The following is an 18225-nucleotide window of genomic DNA, read 5'->3' as shown; positions in this document are numbered from 1 at the left end:
CATGGCTAACGAAATCAAAGTACTGCGCCAAAGCGCCGAACAGCAGTTCGCACATGAACTGGCGGCGTTGAAGGAGGCCGACCAGCGCCAGCGCCCGCCGAACTGGGAATTGTCGCCGTGGGCGGTCGCCACCTACCTGCTCGGCGGCACGCTGGACAACGGTGTCGAGATCACGCCAAAGTACATCGGCAAGCGCCGCATCATCGAGATCGCGGTGGCCACGCTGGCGACCGACCGCGCCTTGCTGTTGCTGGGCGTGCCGGGCACGGCCAAGTCCTGGGTCTCGGAACACCTGGCTGCCGCGATCAGCGGCAATTCGAACCTGGTGGTGCAGGGTACTGCCGGTACCGCCGAGGAAACCATCCGCTACGGCTGGAATTACGCGCAACTGCTGGCGAAGGGCCCGAGCCAGGACGCCGTTGTACCAAGCCCGGTGATGCGCGCCATGCGCACCGGCAAGCTGGCCCGTATCGAGGAATTGACACGCATTCCATCCGAAGTGCAGGACAGTTTCATCAGCCTGTTGTCCGAGAAGATCCTGCCGATTCCTGAACTGGACGAATACGTGCAGGCGGCCAAGGGCTTCAACGTGATCGCCACCGCGAATGACCGCGACCGCGGTGTGAACGACTTGTCCAGCGCCCTGAAGCGCCGCTTCAACACCGTGGTGCTGCCGCTGCCGGACAGCGCCGACGAGGAAGTCAGCATCGTCGAGAGCCGCGTCGCCAGCCTGGGGCGCGCGCTGGAACTGCCGATCGAGAAACCGGCGCTGGAGGAAATCCGCCGCATCGTCACGATCTTCCGCGAACTGCGCTCCGGCCAGACCGACGACGGCAAGATCAAGCTCAAATCGCCGAGCGCCAGCATGAGTACCGCCGAAGCGATTTCCGTCGTCACCAACGGCATGTCGCTGGCGGCGCACTTCGGCGACGGCATGCTGCGCGGGGCCGACATGGCTTCGTCGGTGGTTGGCGCCATCGTCAAGGATCCGGTGCAGGACCGTGTGGTCATGCTCGAGTACCTGGAAACCGTGGTCAAGGAACGCGAAGGCTGGAAAGACCTGTACCGCGCCTGCCACGCCGTGCTCTGATGGCACTGCATTTCTTCGGCATCCGCCACCACGGTCCGGGCTGCGCGCGCAGCCTGGCGCAGGCATTGCAGCAACTGCAGCCGGATGCAATCCTGATCGAAGGCCCGCCGGAGGCTGATGAGCTGCTGCCGCTGGCCGCGCATGCGGGGATGCGCCCGCCGGTGGCGCTGCTGGTGTACGCGCCGGCCATGCCGCAGCACGCCTCGCATTTCCCGTTTGCGGAGTTTTCGCCGGAATGGCAGGCCATCCAGTATGGCCAGGCGCACGGCGTGCCGACCCGCTTCATCGACTTGCCGATGGCGCACACGCTGGCCGCGCACATGTCGGTGGCGGGCGGGGAAGAGGGCGATGACGAGCCACGTCCGGTGCAGCGCAGCGGCGATGCGATGGCCCAGCTCGCGCAGGCGGCCGGATTTTCCGACTTCGAAACCTGGTGGGACCACCTGGTTGAACAGCGCCACGACAGCCTGGAGCTGTTCGCCGCCATTGAAGAAATGATGTCGGTGGCCCGCAAGTCGCTGGACGAGCCGCTGGCGCCGCGCGAAGCCCAGCGCGAAGCGCATATGCGCCAGGTGATCCGCGCCGCCCAGAAGCAGGGCTACCAGCGGATTGCCGTGGTGTGCGGCGCCTGGCACGTGCCGGCCCTGCGCGACATGCCGACTGCGAAACATGACAAGGACCTGCTGAGCGAGCTGCCGAAAGCGAAAGTTGCCGCCACCTGGACACCATGGAGCTATGGCCGCCTGAGTTTCGACAGCGGCTATGGCGCCGGGGTGCAGGCCCCCGGCTGGTATCACCACCTGTGGCATACGCCGCAGCGTGCGCCGACTTACTGGCTGACCGATGCCGTGCGCCTGTTGCGCAAGAACGGCCTGGATGCCTCGTCGGCGCACGTGATCGAAGCGCTGCGCCTGGCCGAAAGCCTGGCCGCCTTGCGCGAGCGTTCCCGGGCCGGCCTCGGCGAGTTGCTGGATGCGCTGCAAAGCGTGCTGTTTGGCGAAAGCGATGCGCCGCTGCGCCTGATCGAGCGCGAATTGCTGGTCAACGACCGCCTCGGTGCGGTGCCGGCCGAAACGCCGACCCTGCCGCTGCCGGCGGATGTGCGCCAGCTTCAAAAGAGCTTGCGCATGGCGCCGCGCGCCGACCAGCAGGAGCTCGAGCTGGACCTGCGCCAGCCGAAGCACATGGAAAAAAGCGTGTTCCTGCACCGCCTGTCGCTGCTTGGCATCGACTGGGGCCGCACCCGGGCGGTCAGCGGCAAGAGCGGCAGCTTCCATGAAAAATGGGTGCTGGCGTGGGAGCCCGATTTTGAAGTGCGCCTGATCGAGGCCAACGTCTGGGGCGCCACCGTGGAAGCGGCCTGCAATGCGCGCCTGATCCACCTGGCGCGCAGCGCGAGCCGCCTGGCCGACGTAACCGGACTGGCCGAACAGATGTTGCTGGCCGATGCGCGCCACGCCGTGCCCGAAGTGATGGCGCGCATGCAGGCGCTGGCTGCCACGACCCACGAAGCGGGTGCGTTGCTGGAAGCGCTGGCGCCGTTGGCCAATGTGCTGCGCTACGGTAGCACGCGCAATACCGATACCGCCAGCGTCGCGCAAGTCATGGATGGCCTGGTGCAGCGCGCCTGCATCGCCTTGCCGCTGGCGGCGCGCGGCATCAATGAAGAGGCGGCACAGGTGCTGCTGCGGCAACTGCTCCAGGCCGACAATGCAATCGGCCTGCTGCAACAGGCCGGGCATCGCGAAGCCTGGCTGGAAGCGCTCGAGCAATGCACGCGCGTCCAGGCGCACCCGCTGATCGCCGGCCGCGCCGTGCGCATCCTGCTGGAGCGGCAGCACTGGCAGGTGGAGCAGGTTGCGCAAGCGTTGTCGCTGGCTTGTACCAATCCGATCCAGCCTTTGTCCAGCGCCGAATGGCTGGAAGGCTTCCTGCAGGGCAGCGGCCTGCTGCTGGTGATGAACGAGCAGCTGTGGCAGATCCTGCAGTCCTGGATTGCCGGCCTGCCCGGCGAAACGTTCATGGAATTGCTGCCGCTGCTGCGCCGCACTTTCGCCACTTTCGAGGCGGCGGAACGGCGCCAGCTGGGGCAGCGCGTTGCCACCGGCACGGTGGCGTTGGCGCAGCCAGTGAGCAGTGCCGGCACGGATGCAGCGCGGGCCAGCCTGGTGCTGCCGGTACTGGCGGCCTTGCTCGGCCCGATCGAAACTAGCGAGGTGACAGCATGAGCGCGAAGCAGTGTTCACAAGAAGAACTGGAACGGCGCTGGCGCCTGATGCTGGGCAGCGAGGCGGACAACCTGCCGTTGCAGCCGCACGATTCGGCGCTGGACCGCACCCTGGCCGTCCTGTACGAGCCGGGCGAGCGGCGCGGCGGCCTGCAAGGCTCGGCACCGGGCGTGGCGCGCTGGCTGGGCGATATCCGCGAATACTTCCCGAGCAGCGTGGTGCAGTTGATGCAGAAAGACGCCATGGAACGCCTTGGCCTGCACCAGATGTTGCTGGAGCCGGAAATGCTGCGCAGCGTGCAGCCGGACGTGCACCTGGTTGCCACCATGCTGTCGCTGAATCGTTTGATGCCGAGCAAGACCAAGGAAACGGCGCGCCAGGTGGTCAGGCAAGTGGTGCAGGAACTTGAACGCAAGCTCTCCAATCCGATGCGCCAGGCGGTCAGCGCCAGCCTGAATCGCGCCGCGCGCAACCACCGGCCGCGCCACAACGAAATCGACTGGCTGCGTACCATCAAGGCCAACCTGCGCCATTACCAGGCCGAGTACCAGACCATCGTACCGGAACAGCGGGTCGGCTTCGCCCGCAAGACGCAAGCCTTGCGCGACATCGTGCTGTGCGTCGACCAGAGCGGATCGATGGCGCCGTCCGTCGTCTATGCAAGCATCTTTGCCGCCGTGCTGGCGACCATCAAGGCGGTCAGCACGCAGGTGGTGGTATTCGATACCGCCATCGTGGACTTGACGGACCTGCTCAGCGATCCGGTCGAAGTGCTGTTCGGTACCCAGCTTGGCGGCGGCACGGACATCAACCGCGCCTTGGCGTATTGCGAGACCCTGGTGCACCGTCCGCAGGAGACGATTTTCGTCCTGATCAGCGATTTGTACGAGGGCGGGCATGCGGCGCAAATGCTGGCGCGCGCACGCGCCATGGCGGCCAGCGGCATGCAGATGATCTGCCTGCTTGCACTGGACGATAACGGTGCGCCAAGCTTCGACCGGCACCATGCGGCGCAATTTGCTGCGATGGGGATTCCTTGCTTTGCCTGCACGCCGGACAAGTTCCCGGACTTGATGGCTGCTGCCATCCGCAAGCAGGATATGGCCGCCTGGGCCGCGCAACACGATATTGCGGTTGCGGGCTAGGCGGCCATTACACCGGCCTGCCGTCAGCGGCGGCGAGGGTTGTCGGGGCGGTGGTCGTAGCGGTTAGGCACGCCGTCGCCATCGCGGTCGCGGTCATAGCGGTTTGGCACGCCGTCGTTGTCGCGGTCGCGGTCGTGGCGGTCCGGAATCCCGTCGTGATCGCGGTCGTGGCGGCGGTCGCGATGGTGGTCGCGGTAGTAGTTGTCGCGGTGGGAATCGCGGTAACCGTAGCCCGGACCCTGGACGTAGTTCGGGCGGCTATCGTAGACGGCCCAGCCGCCTTCACGCCAACCCCAACCGTTATCGACGCGTACCCATTGCGACGGGGCGTAGCGGTAGCCCGGGCGTTCCTGCAGCCAGTGGCCCGCCATCCAGACGTGGCGGCGTCCGTCCCAGCGCCATACGCCAGGCGCCCAGACGTAGCCGTAACGCGCCGGCGGCACGCTTTCAAACCGCAGTGGTGGAGGAGCGTTGCCGATCACAACGCTGAAATCAACCTGCGCCAGCGCGGCGGTCGGTGCTAATGCAACCGTGCCAAGTGCCAGGGCGGCTGCAGCGATGAGTTTGGATTTGAACATGGCTTTTCTCCTGTTTGGTGATGCGCTGAGTTCAATATACCAAGCGCATCGCCGGGGAGAAAAGCCTGATTCAGTTTTTTACAAATCCAGCAGACAAGTAACAATTGCTCAGATATTGCCGCCCTGGGCCGCCTTGCGTTCCTCCGCCAGCGAGGCCTGTTTTTCCGCTTCGCTCATGCGCTTGGCGGCCACCACCACCACCGGCACCGCAGGCGCCGCCAGGGCTGCGCTGGCGTAGTTGGCGGGCGCCTTGCTGTCCACGGCATGGTTTTCGTACATGAAGTTGGCGGCGCAGGCCAGGCCGATAATGGCGACGAACAGGGCTTCGAAATTACGCAGGGCTTTCATGATGTTCTCCGGTTGAGGACTATCCATGTGCACACTGTATCCGCGCAGCCAGGCGCTTGCCATCGCCATGCGACAAGCTGTCCAGAACGTGGTGCGAAACGCAAAAAAACGTGGCTTTTGCGGCTGAATTGCAAACAGAAGGGAAATCCCCCTTCATACGGAACGAATGGACGGGCTGCCCCTGTGCCAAGATAGGGAGGTGTGTATTGGGCGCATGATGCCCCTGTTACAATCGACAGGCGCAGGGTCAGACAAGGAGTGGGACATGTTCAAGATGTTTGGTTTTGGCGGCGTGAAGTGCCCGCGATGCGAGCACCGCAACGGCGACAGCTCCGACTACTGCAGCCATTGCGGCCTGTCGCTGGGCGCGCCGCGCAATGAACCCGTGTTGCGCGATAACCGCTGGATCCCGGCCAACGATGAGCTGGCGGTGTTCTTCGGCGTGCGCCAGCTTGCCGGCATCTTTACCAAGACCCTGCACGTGCCCGCAGCGACCCGCGCTTTCATCTTGCAGGGCGAACAGGTGTCCGACGTGCCGCAGGGCGAATATGAACTGGAAGGCTTTTTTGCCCGGATGGGCAAGCTGCTGCGCGACGAGCAGGGTGAAATCCTGATCACCCGCACTGCGCCGCTGGCGGTCGAATTCAATTTCACCGATTTGCACAGCGCGGAATTCCTGAAGCTGGCGGCCCGCTTCACCGTTGGCCTGCTGATGAACGATGTGCCAGCCTTTGCCCGGCATTTCATGACCGCGCCCGGTACCGTCACCACGCTCCACTTGCATGACCTGCTGGCGCCATCCATGCGTCAGCTGGCGGCGGAGTTCCTGGGCAGCCGCTCGGTGCGCGACATGGCGAACTCCAACGTGCTGCGCGAGCAGCTCAACGAACGCTTGCACAGTGCGCTGGGCCAGCGCCTGGCCGAATTCGGCCTGGCTGCTGTGCAGGTGGAAACTTTGTCACTTCGTCATGATAAATATGACGACAACCGTGAGCGCGAAGGCAGCCTGTTCCTGGTGGCCGACGAACGCCAGCGCCAACTGGAGCACGTCAAGCAGCTCGACCAGCTCTACAACGAGGAAGAATGGCAGGCGATCAGCCGCCAGGAGCAGAAAATGCGCAGCGATTTCCGCCGGGCCGAGTTGAAAGCGGATGCCGAAGAGCAGATGCAGGCCATCCGCGCCCGCGAGATCGACCTGTACGGCCGCATTGTCGAAGCCAAGACCCGCAAGCAAGCCTTCGAGCACGGCGCCGGCGTCGCGCTGGCCGACCTGGAACATGAACTGGCGCGCCACAAAACCCTGCATGCCGGCGAGGCGGCCCAGTGGGACCAGGTGCGCCGCCTGGCGCAAATCAAGATGCGCACCGAGATGGAACTGGCGCAGCAGGCCGGCCTGGAAGAAAGGGCATTGGCCAGGCAGCGCTTCTCGCACCAGTTGTACCAGCAACAGCTGCAACACCGCATCCAGCAGGCGCTGGCCATCGAGGACGAGGAACACCGCCGCAACCAGCTGCAGCTCTTGCGCAAGGCCGAGATCGATGCCCAGCAGCGCGAGCAGGAAATCGAAGCGGAACATCACCGGGCGAAATTCCAGGGCCTGGCCCTGGCCAACGCGGCCCGTCATCGCGAGGCCGAACGCATCGCCGAGTGGGAAGAAGAACAGCACCTGGCCCGCAAGCGGGAACTGGCGCGCGGCGAGGAGGCCAAGGATGCCGGTGCGAACGTCCAGGTGGCGGAAATCAGCGCCAAGCTGGAAGAACTGAAGCGCAGCGGCGCCGCCGCCGAATCGCTGGCCCAGTATGAAAAGCTGCTGCGCACCATCGAGGCCGACGGCGTGCAGCAACGCCAGGGACAAAACCTGGCGCGCCAGGCCATGCTTGACCAGGTGGCGGTGGAAGAACAGCGCCTGGAACTGAAGCTGCGCGACCAGGAGGCGCAGTGGCAGCAGTCGCTGAAGAAGATGGAAGTGGAGCGCGACGAGCGCTTCAACCGCTGGAAAGTCGACTATGACAGCATGGTGGCGCAGCAGCAGCATGCCGCCGACCTGGCCCGTATCGACATCGACCGGCTGGAAGCCATCGGGCGCATGAGCGATACGGCCAAGATCGCGCTGGCGGCGACACCGAATGCCGAAGCGTTGTCGCGCCTGATGCGCCAGCAGGCGCAGGCCGCGATGTCGCCCGAGCAGTTGCAGGCGCTGGCGGGCGTGGTGGCGGCAGAGAACAGCATCACCCCCGCCGAAGCGCTGCGGCTGGCGCGCGAAGACGTCCGCGATGAACGTTCGTATCGCGATACGGCGGGCGACAAGGAACGCCAGCACCAGCTGGACCTGCTGCGGGCGCAAGCCAGCGTGGGTGCCGTTGCCGCGCGCCGCTGCCGCAACGGCCATATGGTGCCGACCGATTGCGTAGATGCGAAATTCTGTCCAGAATGCGGGGCGCCGCTAGCGAGGTAAAGCACGAGAGAAATGCAGACAGCCCGAGACAAGATTCGCGAACTGCGTGCCCTGCACGACGATGGCCTGTTAAGCCTGCAAGAGTTCGACCGACGCAAGAATGCCATCCTGGACGCCGAATACGCGCCTCCGGGAGGGGCGGCGGCGCCCATCACCATCCTGCGCCATGGGACCGAGCTTGGCCTGATGGCAGGCCAGGAGATCGGCCCGCACAACCGGCGCTACCGGCTGGAGCGCCTGATCGGCATGGGCGGCATGGGCCAGGTATGGCAAGCCACCGACCTGGCCACCCACGCTGAATTGGGCCACAGCGCCGTGGTCGCGCTGAAGATCCTGCCGCCGCAACTGACGCAAAGCCCGGCCCACGCCAAGTTGCTGATCGAGGAAGCGACCCAGGCGCGCCGCCTGGCGCATGACAATATCGTGCGCGTCTATGAATGGGCACAGGACCCGGCCACTTCCAGCTATTTCATCATCATGGAATGCCTGGAAGGCCAGGACCTGGAGGCCTGGCTGGAGGAACATGGCAAGGCGACTCCGGGACAAGTCGAGCAGATGCTGCGGCCGGTGGCCGCTGCGCTGCAATATGCCTGGAACAAGCATCGCCTGGTGCACCGCGACCTCAAGCCGGGCAACGTGTTCCTGACCAAGGCCGGCGAAATCAAGCTGCTCGATTTCGGCATCGCCTCGCGCGCGCGTTCGACCGGTACCGACCTTGGCTTGGCGATCCCGAATGCCGGCACCGCAGGCTACCGTGCTCCCGAGGCGGGCACCGGCCAGGGCGCACCCCGTCCGCAGCTGGATGTCTATGCCGTGGCGGTCATGATCTACCAGCTCTTGGAGGGACGGCTGCCGTTCGACCAGCACACCGCTTTGCTCGAGCCGGCCAGGCCGGCGGCGCTCAACGCGCAGCAATGGGAGGTGCTGAAGCGCGGCTTCGCCAACCGGGCCGGCGAGCGGCCGGAATCGGTCGCCGGATTGCTGGACGCACTGAAGCAGGCCGCCGAACCGAGTGCCGAAGAAGCTTCCCGGCGTGAAGCCGCGCGCAAGGCCGACATGGCCACGGCGGAGCAGCACGAGCGCGCGGCACGTGCCGCGCGCGAACAACGGGCCCGTGCCGATGCCATCGCCCGCGCCGAGGAGGAGGAAGAACGGCGCCAGAAGGAAGTGGAGCTGGCCGCGCGACGCAAGGCCGAGGCGTTGGCCGCGGCGCAGGAAAAAGCGCGCCAGGAGCAGCTGCGCCGCGAACAGGAAAAGCAGCGCAAGGCGCAGGCCGAGAAGGAAGCGAAAGAACGCAAGGAAAGCCTGCGCCAGCAATTGATTGCGCGGCGCGATGCCGATGCCTTGAAGGCGCGCCAGGCCGAGGAAGAATACCAGCGCAAGATGGCGCAACTGAAGGCGGAAGCGGCCTATCGCGCCGAGCAGGAGCGCCATCGCAAGGAGCAGGCCGCGCGCAAGGCGGCCGAACTGGCGGCGCTGCTGCCCAGCGCCAGCAGCCCGGTAGCCGATGCGGAAGGCGTGCTGCGCGACCGCTTCACCGACGGCAGCGGCGCGGGGCCGGATCTGGTGCTGATCCCGACCGGCCGCTTCCAGATGGGTTCATCCGAATATGAGCACAAGATCGCCATCAAGGCCGGCGCCCAGAAAACCTGGCTGGACAAGGAGTTGCCGGCGCACTGGGTCGGCATCGAGCAGTCGTTCGCGCTGGGGCGCTACCCGGTGACCGTGGGCGAGTGGCGCGCTTTCGTGAAGGCGACTGGGTGGCAATCGAAGATGGACGTGGACTGGCAGCAGCCCGGTTTCGCGCAGGATGACCGGCACCCGGTGGTGTGTGTCAGTTGGCATGACGCCCAGCTTTACCTGCAATGGCTGGGCGAGAAGACCGGCCAGGAGTACCGCCTGCCGAGCGAGGCGGAATGGGAATACGCCTGCCGCGCCGGCAGCCACACGGCATTCAGCTTCGGCGACGAGATCACGCCGGAACACGCCAACTACGACGGCCATTTCACTTACAACGACAGCCCGAAAGGCAGCAGCCATGGCGGCACCACGCGCGTCGGCAGCTACCAGCCCAACCCCTGGGGCCTGTTCGACATGCATGGCAACGTCTGGGAGTGGACCCAGGATACGGTGCATGACAATTACCTCGGCGCGCCCATCGACGGCAGCGCATGGGAGCAGGGCGGCGACAAGGCGCGCCGCATCCTGCGCGGTGGCGCCTGGCTGTATCAGCCGCGCTATCTGCGCTCGGCCCTGCGCAATGGTTATTCGGCGCTGCTGGCGAATGACGTGGTGGGCTTCCGCGTAGCACGCAAGTTGGTGTAAATTGCCGGATAAACCAACAAGCAGGAAACCACCATGACCGTTAAAGTAGCCCGCGACCCATCGCTCCCAATGCGCAGCATCCTGCACGTGCGCAACCATATCGTCTCCGTCGACGGCACGATCGAGGAAGGCGGCAACGACGCCGGTCCTTCGCCGCACGACCTGTACGACGCCGCCGTCAGCGCCTGCAAGGCCCTGACTGTGATCTGGTACGCCCGCCGCAAGGGCATTCCCGTCGACGACGTGCAGGTCACCACCGAGCGCGATGCGAGCGAAGAGCGCAAGGGCGTGTACCGCCTGGCAGCCACCTTGCACCTGGGCGGCGAGCTGACCGAAGAACAGCGGGAAGAGTTGCTGGCCATCTCGCAGAAGTGCCCGGTGCACAAGCTGATGACGGCCGTGACCACCGAAATCTCCACCAAACTGGGGTAAATGCCATGAATATCGCGCACCTCCTGAAAGGCCATGAGAAGGACCTGGGCGGCGGTTTCGTCGTGCGCCGGTATTTGCCGGCGGCAGTCAAGCAGGCGGTAGGCCCATTCATTTTCTTCGATCATTTCGGTCCGGTCGACGTGCCGGCCGATGCCGACCATGACGTGCGGCCGCACCCGCATATCGGCCTGGCTACCGTCACCTACCTGTTCGAAGGAGCGATGGAACACCGCGACAGCCTGGGCACGCTGCAGCGCATCGAACCGGGCGCCATCAACTGGATGACGGCCGGCCGCGGCATCGTGCATTCGGAGCGCACTCCGAAAGACCTGGTCGGCGTACCGCACCGTACCCACGGCCTGCAGCTGTGGGCTGCCTTGCCGAAGGCGCATGAGGAAGTGGAGCCGTCATTCGCCCATACCCCGGCGGCGGCGATTCCTGAAATGGAGATCGACGGTGCCAAGGTTCGCGTCCTGATTGGTTCGGCTTTCGGCCACACCTCGCCGGTAAAGACCTTCAGTCAAACGCTGTATCTGGACGTAAGCCTGAAGGCAGGCCAGCAGCTGGCCCTGAACGGCTTGCCGCCGGAAGCTGCCATCTATCCCGTCAGCGGCTCGCTCGATATTGACGGCGCGCCGGTGCCGCAGAACAGCATGGCCTTGCTCGATACATCGAGTTCGCGGCGCGTATCGGCCAATACGGATGCGCAGTTCGTCATCATCGGCGGCGAGCCGCTCGATGGCCAGCGTTTCCTGTTCTGGAATTTCGTTTCGTCGAGCAAGGAGCGCCTGCTCAAGGCGGCCGACGATTGGGAAGCGCAGCGTTTCGACAAGGTTCCCGGGGAGACCGAATTCATCCCGCTGCCCAAACGGCCTTCAGCCGCGACTTAGGTGGTCGCTTCGGCTGGCGGCAAGTGCGCGGCAGCGCTGCGCACGATCCAGTGTTCCGGATAAGGATCGCTGGCGAAGCGTGTATGGGCCGGGACGCGGCTCAATTTTTCCTGCTTCGGTGTAGGTGCCAGCGCGGTTTCCTTGCCGGTGAGCTGGTCGATGTGCCAGAAGCCGCCCTGGTGGTGCATCAGCAGCGGCAGGCTCGATGCTTTCGGCAGAGCGTGATGGCGTGGCAGCGGATAGCCAGGATGGGTGTTCGCCGCCAGCAGCACGAAGCACTCGGCCCGCGCACCTTCGTCGATGCGATGCAGGATCACGCCATGCGGCATCACCGCGCTCACTTCCAGCAGCACGATGCCTTTGATGCTGGCGCACATTTCAATCTTCATCCCGGTGCGCAGCGGCACCGGTTTGTTCTTGCCCGGCCAGACGCCGTCCAGCAGCAGGCCGTAACGCGATACATCCTCGATTTCGAAACCGTTGCGGGTGCGCCGGATGACGGCGTGGCGGCCGGACAGGCGGCGCGTCAGGCCGGCCGAATCAGGACCTTCGGCGCTGAAGTGGTGCAACAGCACGTCCGCTTCAGGATCGGCCAGCTCGAAGCGGCCGAACGATACTTCCTCCATCGCGAACAGGCGGATGTGGCGGCAGGCGCCATTTTCCGGAGCGGCGTTGATGAAGCTTGCGGCCAGGGTAGGGTGGGGATGCGAAGGACCACTGCGCGGCTGCTCGATCTCGATCAGGTCCTCATCCCAGGCGATGGTCGAATAGCCGACATCCACCTTGCCCGCCGGCGCGCCAAGGTCGAGGTGGGCGATACCGGCGTTGCGCGCGGTGACGTCGATGTCCATCGTATTGCCGCCCTGGGCGGAAACGCGCGCAATCGCGGCATCGTCGGCCATCACACGCACGTTCTTGTGGGTGCTGAGGAAGGTGCGGTGGATTTCGCCCAGGCTGGCATCGACGCGCGGCACCAGGATGACAAAGGTGCATTCCCATTGGCGCTGCGCCTGCTCGTCCTTGCTGACGATTTCGGCGTGGATCTGGTACTGGCCATGCTCTTTGCCGCGCGAGGAGAATTCCACGAACACCGGACGCCAGTCGCCGTGCACCGAGCGGATGAATTGCTGCTGCAAGGAGCCGTGCGGAATCAGCTCCGAGCGTAGACAGATCGACAAGTGCGGTGCGCAATCCAGGGGCATGCCGCGCAATTCCATCTTGAGCGACTGGCGGCCGCCGGCAGCGCGCGGGTCAAAGCCGCTGATATGCAATTGCGGGTAGACGCGTGCCGGCGCCGAATAGCCTGCCAGCGGGGCGGCCGGCGGCCCGCCGCGGACGTTGCGCATGGTGTTCAGCAAGTCAAAGCTGCCGCCTTCCGCTACTATTGCCGGCTGCGCGTGGCCGCCGGCGCAAGTGCCTTCCCCTGGCATGACCCAGTAGGTGCAATGCGGATGGTCTGGGTGACAGCACTTGTTCATGGAAAGACGTTCGTAGGGATACCGCAACTTTACGCGTTTACCCCATTGCTTGGCAACACGCCTTTCCTTCGATAAAGGGCCTTTTTACCCCTGTATTCCCCGCGCGCCAAAAGCGCAACAGTTTATTGTCGCCATGACATCTACTTGCAAAAAAAATGGGGACGTACCCCATTTTCCGCCGCGGCAGAAAATGGGGTACGTCCCCAATTTATAAGTGCTTGATTACCAGCGGCCGTGGCGGTGGCCGTGGCCATGTCCGTGGCCGCGGTAGTAGTACACCGGGCGCGGCTCAACGTAGACCGGCGCTGGCTGGTAGTACACGCGCGGTGCTGGTTGGTAGTACACGCGTGGCGGCGGGTTGTAGTACACCGGGGCCGGCTCGTAGTAGACCGGGGCCGGCTGCGAGTAGACGCGGGTCTCGACGTAGCCGCGGTTGTGGCGGCCGCCGCCGGACAGGGAGTTACCAACCGCGGCGCCTACCAGGCCGCCCACTACCGCACCGCCGGTACCACCGTTGTGGTTGCCGATGGCGGCGCCGATCACGGCACCCGCGGCGGTGTTGAAGTCACGGTCGCCCGCGGCAAATGCGGCGGAGGAAACGGTCAGGGCTGCGCCCATCAGCATCAGCCCGGCAAATCGTTTGTTGAACATGGTAAGTCCCCTTTCATTCTCTGTTGGAGTGTAGATTAGCGAGCCGCGAAAACTTGCGCCAGTGCATATACACATTCTTACAAACTCCACAGTGGAGAGAGATTTGTATCCTTAAGTTGCCCTCCCAGCACAATCTTGGCAAATACGCTATTGTATGAAGTTCCGAGCGAAACTGAACCTTCTCACAGGAAACGCATGAACCTCCGCAAGCCCGCCCTTTCCGCCCTGTTTGTCTGCCTGCTGGGCGCAGGTTTCTCCGGCATCGCCAGTGCCGCCAACCCGAACGACGCCGCTACCCTCGGCAAGATCCGCGATGCCGCGATGCAGAGCGATTACTCCTACCAGCGCCTGGAAGACCTGACCGACCTGGTGGGCCCGCGCCTGTCCGGTTCGGTGGGCGGCGCGGCGGCGGTGGAGCAAGTGGCCGCGGCCATGCGCGCACTGGGCGCCAAAGTCACCCTGCAACCGGTCAAGGTACCGCATTGGGTGCGCGGTGAGGAAAAGGCCGAACTGGTGGATTACAAGGGCCGTCCGGCCAACGTCACCCAGCGCGTGGTGCTGACGGCGCTCGGCGGCTCCGGCGCCACTCCGGCCACCGGCCTGACCGCGCCAATCGTGGTGGTGCACGATTTCGATGAACTGAAAGCCCGTGCGGCGGAAGTGAAGGGCGCCATCGTGCTGTTCGACGTGGTGTTCGACCAGGGCATGGCGGACCGCGGCCTGGCCGGCAACGCCTATGGCCAGGCTGCGCGCTACCGCGGCAACGGTCCGCGCATGGCGGCCGAACTGGGTGCAGCTGCTGCCCTGGTGCGTTCCGTCGGCGGCGCCGATTATCGCCTGCCGCATACCGGCGCCACCAACCTGAAAGACGACCAGCGCATCCCCGCCGCTGCCGTCACGGCGGAAGATGCGATGCTGATCGGCCGCCTGATGAAGCGCGGCCCGGTCAAGATGAAGCTGACCCTGACCCCGCAAGTCCTGCCCGATGCCGACACCTTCAACGTGATCGCCGACCTGCCGGGAACGGATAAGGCCGACGAAGTCGTCATCGTTTCCGGCCACCTGGATTCCTGGGACCTGGCGACCGGCGCGCATGACGACGCTACCGGCGTGACCACCTCGATGGGTGTGCTGGAAACCATCAGGAAGCTGGGCCTTCAGCCGCGCCGCACCATCCGCATGGTGGCCTGGGCGAATGAAGAGAATGGCCTGAAGGGCGGCAATACCTACTACGAAGCGAACAAGGGCAAGCTGGAAAAGCAGTTCGCCGCGATCGAGACCGACGGCGGCGTGGGCCGTACCTTCGGCATCATGGGCAGCGTGCGCCGCGAAGCGGAGAAGTATTTCGCACCGGTGAGCAATGCGCTGCTGCCGATCGGCGCCGGCGTGTTCAACCGCCGCGACTCTGCATCCGGTTCGGACGTGCACCAGCTGGAGGCGGGCGGTGTGCCTTCCTTCATGCCTTACGTCGACACCAGTGCCTACTTCCACTACCACCACACGCCGGCCGATACTTTCGACAAGGTGGATCCGGTGAATATGAAGAAGCACGTCGCCGTGATGTCCGCGCTGGCCTGGTACCTGGCCAACACCGACGATCCGATCGGCCGCGCGCCTGAGCCGCTGAAGTAATTACAGGGCGTTGAGGGGGATCTTGAGGTAACGCACGCCGTTATCCTCCGCCTCCGGCAGGTGGCCGGCACTGAGATTGACCTGGATGGCAGGCAGGATCAGTACCGGCATCTGCAGCGTGGCATCGCGCTTGGTGCGCATGGCCACGAATTCTTCTTCACTGACGCCGTCGCGGATATGGATGTTCGCGGCGCGCTGCTCGGCCACCGTGACTTCCCAGCGCGGTTCGCGGCCGGCAGGCGGATAGTCGTGGCACATGAACAGGCGGGTTTCCGGCGGCAGCGACAGCAGGCGGTGCACCGATTTGTACAGATCGCCGGCGCAGCCACCCGGGAAGTCGCAGCGCGCACTGCCCACGTCCGGCATGAACATCGTGTCGCCGACAAATACCGCATCGCCCACCTGGTACGCCATGTCGGCCGGCGTATGGCCCGGTACGTGCATTGCGCGCGCCTTCAGCTTGCCGATCATGAATTCTTCGTCGGCCTCGAACAGGTGGCCGAACTGTGAACCGTCTTCCTTTTCGCCCTTGCGGTTGAAGATTGCCGAGAAGGCATGCTGCACCTTGCAGATGCCGGCGCCAATGCCGATGCGCCCGCCCAGCTTCTCCTGCAGGTACGGGGCGGCCGACAGGTGGTCGGCGTGGGCATGGGTCTCCAGCAGCCAGCTCACCTTCAGGCGATGTTCGCGTACGAAGGCGATGATCTTGTCGGCGGCTGTCGTCGCGGTGCGGCCGGCCTTTGGATCGTAATCAAGGACTGAATCGACGATGGCGCATTCGCCGCCGTCTGCCTCGTAAATGACATAGCTGACGGTGGATGTGGCGGGGTCGAAGAACCCCTGAATTTCAGGCTTCATTCTCAGGCTTCGTATCAGGATAGTAGGATGATTCAAGCCCGACTATTATAAAGAATCCTGATATAGCGGGCGAGGCTTATTCGTTTTACGATGCAAGCCATCGGTGTGGCGGCAAAAACTATCTCCGTGATAAGATTTTCGACAGTGCTTCCTGAAAGAGAGGCCGACATGCCCAAAGCAGGCGATTCACTGAAGTGGGGACTGCTCGCTGGCTGTATCTGCAGCCAGTCGCTATCGGCAGTCGCTGCCGCCGGCGGCGCGGCTGCGCCGGAAAACTTTGCCAACCTGTCGCTCGAAGAATTGAGCGACGTGCGCGTGGTGTCCGTTTCAAAACGCGAAGAGCGGCTGGGCGATGCCCCGGCTTCGGTCTTTGTGATCGCTTCGGACGACATCCGGCGCAGCGGCGCGCGCAGCCTGGCCGAAGCGCTGCGCATGGCACCCAACCTGCATGTGGCGCAGACACCTGCCGGCAATTACACCATCACCGCACGCGGCTTCGCCGGCAATAGCGCCAACAAGCAGCTGGTGATGATCGACGGCCGCTCGGTCTATACGCCGCTTCTTTCCGGCGTGTCGTGGGACGTACAGCAGGTTCCGATGGACGCCATCGAGCGCATCGAAGTGGTCAGCGGGCCGGGCGGCACACTATGGGGCACCAACGCCGTCAACGGCGTGATCAACGTGATCACCAAGCCTGCCGCGTCGACGATCGGCGCGATGGCCGACCTGCGCTGGGGGCAGGATCAATCCGGCGCCGCTTTCCGTTACGGCGCTGCGATGGAGGACGGGGCCTGGCGCGCTTATGGCTTGGATTACGCCATGCCGCACGGTGCAACGCTGGCCGGCAAGACGCTGGGCGATGCCTGGCACAATGCGCAGGCGGGATTTCGCGCCGATTGGCTGCGCGGCAGCGATGCGCTGACGGTGCAGGGCGACGTGTACCGCATCGGCGCCGGGCAGGTCGCGACGCCGCCTGCCGTTCCTTTGCCCGCTGCATCGATGCGCGGCGCCAACCTGATGGGGCATTGGACCCGCCAGCTTGATGGCGGCGCCAGCTTGTCCCTGCTGGCTTACTACGATCGAACGGAGCGCGACCAGACCGGCGCCTATAAGGAGAACCTGGACGTCGCCGACCTGCAGGCGCTTTATAACTTCGCACCGCTCGGCCGGCACACGCTGGCAGCGGGCGCCGAATACCGGTTCGCACACGACCGGGTGGCGGTCACCAGTGGTACTGCCTTCCGTCCTGAGCGCGCCTCCATGCATTGGGCCAGCCTGTTCGGGCAGGACACCATCGCCCTCGGCGAGCAGTTGAACCTGACGGCCGGCCTGCGCATCGAGCGCAATATGTACACCGGCACCGAGTTCCTTCCCAACCTGCGCCTGGCGTGGAGGGCCACGCCGTCGACTTCCTGGTGGGCCGCCGTGTCGCGCACTGTGCGGGCGCCATCGCGCGTTGACCGCGAAATCTATATCAATGCCGGTCCGCTGGGCACGTTGACCGGCGGTCCTGCTTTCCAGTCCGAGACGGCGCGGGTGATTGAGATCGGCTTGCGCCAACAGTTCGGCAACCGCGCCAGCTATTCGCTCACCGTCTATCGTGCCTTGTATGACAAGCTGCGCACCATCAAGCCCGTGGCGCCGCTGGTGTTTGAGATCGGCAACGGCATGGAGGGCGAAACGCGCGGCCTGGAGGGATGGGGCAGCTACCAGGCCACGCAGGATTGGCGTCTCAGTGCGGGCCTGACCCTGATGCATGAAGAATTTTCGCTCAAGCCGGGCGAGCGCGATTTCGGCAACCGCTCGGTAACAGGGAACTGGGACCCGCGCCGCGTGGCGAAGCTGCGCTCGTCCTACACGCTGGGCGAAGGGCGCGACCTGGACCTGACCTTGCGCTACGTCGGTCCGCTGCGCTTTACGGCTGTCGACGGCTACACCGCGCTGGACGTGAACTTCAACTGGCAGCTCAAGCCGGGCCTGGAACTGGCGCTGGGCGCCAGCAATGCCCTGGGCCGGGAACACGAGGAATTCAGCGGCGCCACGCGGCTGGCCCTGGGGCGCGGCGCCTATGTCAGGGTCATAAGCCGCTTCTAATGTGGGCATGGTAATATCGCT

General features: G+C 64.8%; 14 protein-coding genes. 9 read left to right on the top strand and 5 right to left on the bottom strand.

What is annotated here, in order from left to right; genetic code table 11:
* Nucleotide 1: 1 nt before the first annotated feature.
* From BM269_RS22170 to BM269_RS22160, 3 genes are read left to right on the top strand one after another with little or no spacing between them, the layout of a single operon-like run.
* Nucleotides 2-1090, top strand: coding sequence for an ATP-binding protein (locus BM269_RS22170; RefSeq protein ID WP_090442257.1), 1089 nt, complete (start codon nt 2-4; stop codon nt 1088-1090).
* Nucleotides 1090-3318 carry a DUF5682 family protein gene (locus BM269_RS22165; RefSeq protein ID WP_090442254.1) on the top strand — a complete coding sequence of 743 codons (2229 nt, stop codon included), beginning with the start codon at nt 1090-1092 and terminating at the stop codon, nt 3316-3318. Before BM269_RS22170 ends, BM269_RS22165 begins: the two co-directional genes overlap by 1 nt.
* The gene (locus BM269_RS22160; protein WP_090442252.1) at nt 3315-4463 is read left to right on the top strand and encodes a VWA domain-containing protein; all 1149 of its coding nucleotides are present in this window, start codon (nt 3315-3317) and stop codon (nt 4461-4463) included. The genes BM269_RS22165 and BM269_RS22160 overlap by 4 nt, the downstream gene beginning before the upstream one ends.
* A gap of 23 nt (nt 4464-4486) precedes the next feature.
* Here BM269_RS22160 and BM269_RS22155 read toward each other — a convergent pair whose 3' ends face one another.
* Nucleotides 4487-5041, bottom strand: coding sequence for a YXWGXW repeat-containing protein (locus tag BM269_RS22155; RefSeq protein WP_090442250.1), 555 nt, complete (start codon nt 5039-5041; stop codon nt 4487-4489).
* A 108-nt stretch (nt 5042-5149) separates the two neighbouring features.
* On the bottom strand, nt 5150-5389 hold the full coding sequence (locus tag BM269_RS22150) for a hypothetical protein (protein ID WP_139232828.1): 240 nt from the start codon (nt 5387-5389) through the stop codon (nt 5150-5152).
* A gap of 265 nt (nt 5390-5654) precedes the next feature.
* Here BM269_RS22150 and BM269_RS22145 point away from each other — a divergent pair, with 265 nt between their 5' ends.
* Genes BM269_RS22145 through BM269_RS22130 form a run of 4 tightly spaced genes read left to right on the top strand, consistent with a single transcriptional unit; the run spans nt 5655 to nt 11491 of the window.
* Nucleotides 5655-7844 carry a zinc ribbon domain-containing protein gene (locus BM269_RS22145; RefSeq protein ID WP_090442244.1) on the top strand — a complete coding sequence of 730 codons (2190 nt, stop codon included), beginning with the start codon at nt 5655-5657 and terminating at the stop codon, nt 7842-7844.
* 12 nt (nt 7845-7856) lie between these two features.
* The gene (locus BM269_RS22140) at nt 7857-10169 is read left to right on the top strand and encodes an SUMF1/EgtB/PvdO family nonheme iron enzyme (RefSeq protein WP_090442241.1); all 2313 of its coding nucleotides are present in this window, start codon (nt 7857-7859) and stop codon (nt 10167-10169) included.
* 33 nt (nt 10170-10202) lie between these two features.
* Nucleotides 10203-10601 (top strand): OsmC family protein, encoded by a 399-nt coding sequence (locus BM269_RS22135; protein WP_090442239.1) that lies wholly within the window; start codon nt 10203-10205, stop codon nt 10599-10601.
* A gap of 5 nt (nt 10602-10606) precedes the next feature.
* Nucleotides 10607-11491, top strand: coding sequence for a pirin family protein (locus tag BM269_RS22130; RefSeq protein WP_090442236.1), 885 nt, complete (start codon nt 10607-10609; stop codon nt 11489-11491).
* Here the strand turns inward: BM269_RS22130 and BM269_RS22125 are convergent.
* Both BM269_RS22125 and BM269_RS22120 read right to left on the bottom strand, forming a co-directional pair.
* On the bottom strand, nt 11488-12969 hold the full coding sequence (locus BM269_RS22125; RefSeq protein WP_229204747.1) for an FHA domain-containing protein: 1482 nt from the start codon (nt 12967-12969) through the stop codon (nt 11488-11490). The genes BM269_RS22130 and BM269_RS22125 overlap by 4 nt on opposite strands.
* Before the next feature lie 222 nt (nt 12970-13191).
* Nucleotides 13192-13620: a glycine zipper 2TM domain-containing protein gene (locus tag BM269_RS22120; protein WP_090442232.1), complete on the bottom strand. Its 429-nt coding sequence runs from the start codon at nt 13618-13620 to the stop codon at nt 13192-13194.
* Between the two features lie 195 nt (nt 13621-13815).
* On the opposite strand from BM269_RS22120, the gene BM269_RS22115 reads away from it, so the two are divergent.
* Nucleotides 13816-15252, top strand: a complete 1437-nt coding sequence (locus tag BM269_RS22115; RefSeq protein WP_090442229.1) for a M28 family peptidase — start codon at nt 13816-13818, stop codon at nt 15250-15252.
* Here the strand turns inward: BM269_RS22115 and BM269_RS22110 are convergent, their stop codons facing one another.
* Entirely contained in the window at nt 15253-16110 is an 858-nt protein-coding gene (locus BM269_RS22110) for an MBL fold metallo-hydrolase (protein ID WP_090442226.1), read from the bottom strand.
* 168 nt (nt 16111-16278) lie between these two features.
* On the opposite strand from BM269_RS22110, the gene BM269_RS22105 reads away from it, so the two are divergent.
* Nucleotides 16279-18204 (top strand): TOL_0244 family TonB-dependent receptor, encoded by a 1926-nt coding sequence (locus BM269_RS22105; protein WP_170860454.1) that lies wholly within the window; start codon nt 16279-16281, stop codon nt 18202-18204.
* Nucleotides 18205-18225 lie beyond the last annotated feature (21 nt).

Origin of the sequence: Duganella sp. CF458, from assembly GCF_900113115.1 — a bacterium.
GTDB lineage: Bacteria > Pseudomonadota > Gammaproteobacteria > Burkholderiales > Burkholderiaceae_D > Rugamonas.
The sequence above is the reverse complement of the archived record's forward strand: the minus strand, read 5'-3'. Positions and strand labels throughout refer to the sequence as shown.